Source organism: Falsiroseomonas oryzae (assembly GCF_027856955.1).
Lineage (GTDB): Bacteria > Pseudomonadota > Alphaproteobacteria > Acetobacterales > Acetobacteraceae > Falsiroseomonas > Falsiroseomonas oryzae.
Genome location: NZ_JAPSMD010000426.1, coordinates 1 through 4,493 on the forward strand (window position 1 = coordinate 1; position 4,493 = coordinate 4,493).

Below are 4,493 nucleotides of genomic sequence, written 5' to 3' on the forward strand. Positions count from 1 at the left end.
AGCCGCTGGCGCCAGCGGGCGAAGCCCATCCCCGTCTCGGCCAGGAAAAGCCGCTCCAGCGTGCGCGGGCTGGCGCCGGCCGCCTCGGCCCACTCCTCCAACCGGCGCGCATCGGCGGGGTCCGCCCGCAACGCCGCCGCCACGCGGCACAGCCGCGTATCGCGTGGCTCCGGCACGCCGAAGGGCAGCACCGCGGCGCGGGCGATCTCCTCGATGATCAGCGCGGCCAGGTGCCCGCCGCGCCCGGCCTCGTCCCATTCCAGCGGCTCGGCGCAGGCAGCCAGGATCAGCTCGCGCAGCAGCGGCGAGACGGCCAGCACCGTAGTCGCCACCGGCCCGGCCACCGCGGCGTCGGCGCGCAGGAACAGCGCGCGCATCGCGACCGCGCCCTCGATCGCCACGCGGTGCGGCTCCCCCGCCGGCATCCACAGCGCATGGCCGGGCGGCACCACGAAGGCCGCGGCGTCCGTCGCGATCCGCATCACGCCCCGCGTGGCATACAGAAGCTGCGCCCGATCATGCGCATGGCGCGGCACGCTCTCCCCATCCGCGTAGTCGCGCGCGAAGGCGGCGAGCGGCCGGTCCACCCGATCCTGCGGCAGGTCGCGGCGTTGTGGGGCGCCCTGGCGGTTTCGCGACAGAAGCTGACGGGACGTCTGCACCCCGCCAGCCTAGTCTCCATCGCGAGAGGAAATCCAGGACCGCGCCGCATGGACGCTCCCGCCCGCACCATCGTCTTCGTCAACCTCGCGCACATCTTCACCCATTACGGCCTGCTGATCCTGGCCACCGCCGTGCTGGCCATGGTGGTGCAGGAGGGTGCCACCTTCGGCACGACCTACGGCCCGATCCTGGCGCTGGGCACGGGGATGTTCGTGATCTACGGCCTCGGCTCCCTGCCGATGGGCTGGATCGCGGAGCGGACGGGGCGGCCCGCGCTGCTGCTGCTGTTCTTCCTGGGCACCGGCGCGGGGATGGTGCTGGCCGGCTTCGCCACCGGGCCCTGGACGCTGGCGGCGGCGATGTTCGTCATGGGGGCGTTCAGCGCGATCTACCACCCGATCGGCACGGCGATGCTGGTGGATGCCGCCGGCGACCGCGTCGGCGCCTCGGTCGGCGTCAACGGCGTCTTCGGCAACCTCGGCGTCGCGCTGGCGCCGATCGTCACCGCCGCCGTCGCCGCGGCCTTCGGCTGGCGCTGGGGTTTCATCCTGCCCGGGCTGCTCTGCATCGCCGGCGGCCTGCTCTACTGGCGCGAGGGCTTGGTGGACGTCGCCCGCGCCAAGGCGGCCGGCAAGCCCTTCCCCACGATCCCGCCCGCCGTGGTGCGCCGCGCGGTGATCGTGCTGCTCTGCATCGCCACGACCAGCGGCTTCGTCTTCAACGGCTTCACCCTGCTGCTGCCGAAGCTGATGCAGGAACGCCTGGCCGGCAGCCCGGACCTGCTGCCGGTGGTAGGCGTGCTGGCCTTCCTCGTCACGCTCTGCGGCGGGCTCACGCAGTTCACCGTCGGGCGCCTGATCGACCGGCAGACGCTGAAGCGCGTCTTCATGCCGCTGGCCCTGGTGCAGATGCCGGCGCTGCTGGTGCTGACGCAGCTCTCCGGCTGGCCGGTGCTGCTGGTCTCCGCGCTGCTCTGCGCCTCCATCTTCGGCCAGGTCACGGTGAACGAGACGATGACGGCGCGCTACGTCGCGCCGGCGCTGCGCGCGAAGCTCTATTCCATCCGCTTCTCGGTGGGCTTCCTCGGCGCCGCGCTGGCCTCCCCCATCGTCGGCTGGCTGCATGACTGGTACGGCGGCTCGACGGCTGTCCTGCTGGTGCTCGGTGTCTTCGCCACGGTCACGCTGGCCTGCGCGCTGTTCTTCCCCGACCGGCAGGAGGAGCTGCGGCCCGAGCTCTGGGCGCAATCCCTGCCGAAGGCCGCGCCCGTCCCGGCCGAATGAGGCGCGCGCTCCTTCTCGCCGCGCTCGTCCTCGCGACGCCGGCCGCGGCGCAGCAGGAGATCCGCTTCGCCCGCGGCGCCGCCTCCGCCGTCATGGAGGGCGCGGTCCCGCGCGGCGAGCGCGCGACGTACAGCCTGGGCGCCCGCGCCGGCCAGACCATGACGCTGCGCATCGCGGCGCCCGAGGACAACGCCGTCTTCCAGATCTATGCGCCCGGCGCGCGGATCACGCCCGACGGCGTCGCCGGCACCGCGCTGAAAGGCGCAGGAGAGGGCGAGGACGCACGGCAATGGCAGGGGGTCCTGCCCGCCGATGGCCGCTACCTCATCGTCGTCGGCGCCACGCGCGGCAACGCGACCTATCGCCTGCAGGTCGCCATCAGGTAGCGCGCCGCCCGGCCAGCCCGGCCCAGGCGACCAGCCCCGCGACCACCTTCGCCACCTGCGCGCGGCTCGCCTCGTCCGCCAGCTCGCCCTCGGCGAACCTCCCCTTGGCGCCGCCGACATAGGCCTCCGGCGACGGCATCACGCGCATCCCGACATTCAGCAGCACGGTGCGCAGCTGCTGCTGCGATCGCGCCGTGCCGAGCGAGCCCGGCGTGGCGCCCATGATCGCCACGGGCACGTCCTGCAGCGGCGTCTTACGGGCATCACCCTCCGGCGCGGTGCGCCCGCCCAGCCCCTCGAAGCGACTGGCCCAGTCGATCGCGTTCTTCAGCACGCCGGGAATGCCGGCGTTGTATTCCGGCGTCGCCACCAGCACCGCGTCGGCCGTCCACAGCACGCGCCGGAAGCCCTGAACAGGTTCAGGCCATTCCGGCTTCTCGATGTCCTCGTTGAACAGCGGCAGCGCGCCGATCTCCGCCACCTCCAGCGTCGCGCCCGGCGGCAGGCTGGCCGCCGCCGCGCGCAACAGCCCGCGGTTGTAGGACGCGGCGCGCAGGCTGCCGCAGATCCCGACGATGCGCGTCACTCCGGATACGCCGCTTCGCGCACCAGGTTGGCGACGGGGCCGGAGCCGATCACGGCGGTCTGCGTCTTCACCACGCCGACGATGCGGTTCACCGGGTCCACCCAGAACTGCGTGCCGTAGATGCCGCCCCAGCCCCAGCTGCCGGCCGGCAGCCGCGTGCGCGCCGCCGCCGGGTCCACCAGCACGCCCGCACCAAGGCTGTGGCCCCAGCCCGGCCCGCGCAGCGTCGCCAGGTTGCCGGTCGCGTTCTCGGTGATCAGCCGCACCGTCTCCGGCCGCAGGATGCGCACGCCGTCCAGCTCCCCGCCGCGCGCCATCGCGGTCAGGAAGCGGGCGTAGTCCGCGATGTTCCCGCTCATCCCGCCGCCGCCGGAATGGTAGCCGGTGGCGTTGAAGGGCCGGCTCGGATCCAGCAGCGCCTGCCCGCCGGTCGCCGGGAAGGCGACCGGCTCCGCCGCGCGCACCGGCACGACGCCGAGCCCGAGCGCCAGCCGCGGCTCCGCCGTGCGGGTCACCGGCACGAAGCGCTCCGCCAGCGCCGCCGGCGCCCGGAACATGAAGCTCTCCAGCCCCAGCGGCCGCGCAATGCGCTCCGCCACGAAGGAGCCGAGCGGCCGGCCGGAGACGCGCTCCACCACCCAGCCCAGCACGTCGGTGGAGAGCGAGTAGTGGAACTCCGTCCCCGGCTGCGTCTTCAGCGGCGCCGCCGCCAGCCGCCGCGCCGCCTCCTCGCTGGGCAAGTCCGTCGCCAACCCGTCCGTCACGCCGGCCTGGCGATAGGCGTCCACGACGCCGGGCGCGTTCATGAAGACGTAGGAGAGGCCAGAGGTGTGCGTCATCAGCTCGCGCACCGTCGGCGGCCGCGTGGCGGCCACCAGCGTGCCGTCGGCCTGGCGCACGCGCAGATTGGCGAATTCCGGCAGGTGGCGGGAGATGGGATCGTCCAGCCCGATCTTCCCTTCCTCCACCAGGATCAACGCCGCGGTGGAAGTGACGACCTTGGTCATGGAGGCCAGGCGGAACATGTCCGTCATGGCGATGGGCGTGGAGCCGCCGGCCTCCCGCACGCCATGGGCGCGCTGGTACACCGGCTGCCCGTCCTGCAGGATCAGCACGACGACGCCGGGCGTCGAGTTCCCGTCCACGAGCTGGCGCACCGCGGCATCCAGCGCCGCGACGCGGCTCTCCGGCATGCGCGCCGCAAGCGGCGTGGCAAGCAGCCCGGCCGCGGCCAGACCGAGCAGCAGACGACGTGTGACCATCCTGGCTTCCTCCCCCAGAGGTGGCGGAAGCCTAATCCGCGCAACCGCCGCGGCGCCAGATGGCAGCGCGCTGGCCGCCGATCACGCCGGAGCCAGCAGCCCCCGCCGCACCAGCCGCCGGCAGAACTCCAGCGCGCCCTCGCCCAGTTCCGCCGGCGTCGCGCCCTCCGCCAGGCGCTCCATCCAGCCGGCCTGCGTCGCGTCCAGCGTCATCGGCGCGCCCACCCAGCGCAGGCTCGCCCCGCCATCGGGCTCCGGCACCAGCGCATGCAGCACGCCGGGCGCGAGCCGCAGCCGCGTCTCCGGCGCAGGC

The 4,493-nt window shown here is 73.8% G+C and carries 6 protein-coding genes; 2 read left to right on the top strand and 4 right to left on the bottom strand.

Going from position 1 to position 4,493, the window contains the following annotated elements; translation table 11 throughout:
• On the bottom strand, window positions 1-587 hold a 587-nt coding region (locus OZN99_RS26145; RefSeq protein WP_270938165.1), incomplete at its 3' end, for an AraC family ligand binding domain-containing protein.
• Between the two features lie 123 nt (window positions 588-710).
• Here OZN99_RS26145 and OZN99_RS26150 point away from each other — a divergent pair.
• Both OZN99_RS26150 and OZN99_RS26155 read left to right on the top strand, forming a co-directional pair.
• Complete coding sequence (locus OZN99_RS26150) at window positions 711-1,946, top strand: MFS transporter (protein WP_270938166.1); 1,236 nt, start codon at window positions 711-713, stop codon at window positions 1,944-1,946.
• Window positions 1,943-2,332 carry a hypothetical protein gene (locus OZN99_RS26155; protein ID WP_270938167.1) on the top strand — a complete coding sequence of 130 codons (390 nt, stop codon included), beginning with the start codon at window positions 1,943-1,945 and terminating at the stop codon, window positions 2,330-2,332. The genes OZN99_RS26150 and OZN99_RS26155 overlap by 4 nt, the downstream gene beginning before the upstream one ends.
• Here OZN99_RS26155 and OZN99_RS26160 read toward each other — a convergent pair.
• The 3 genes from OZN99_RS26160 to OZN99_RS26170 all read right to left on the bottom strand — a co-directional run.
• The gene (locus tag OZN99_RS26160) at window positions 2,325-2,918 is read right to left on the bottom strand and encodes an NADPH-dependent FMN reductase (RefSeq protein ID WP_270938168.1); all 594 of its coding nucleotides are present in this window, start codon (window positions 2,916-2,918) and stop codon (window positions 2,325-2,327) included. The two genes, OZN99_RS26155 and OZN99_RS26160, sit on opposite strands and share 8 nt — an antisense overlap.
• Window positions 2,915-4,180: a serine hydrolase domain-containing protein gene (locus tag OZN99_RS26165; RefSeq protein ID WP_270938169.1), complete on the bottom strand. Its 1,266-nt coding sequence runs from the start codon at window positions 4,178-4,180 to the stop codon at window positions 2,915-2,917. The genes OZN99_RS26160 and OZN99_RS26165 overlap by 4 nt, the downstream gene beginning before the upstream one ends.
• 81 nt (window positions 4,181-4,261) lie before the next feature.
• Window positions 4,262-4,493 (bottom strand): hypothetical protein (locus OZN99_RS26170; protein WP_270938170.1); only part of this gene is annotated, 232 nt, incomplete at its 5' end.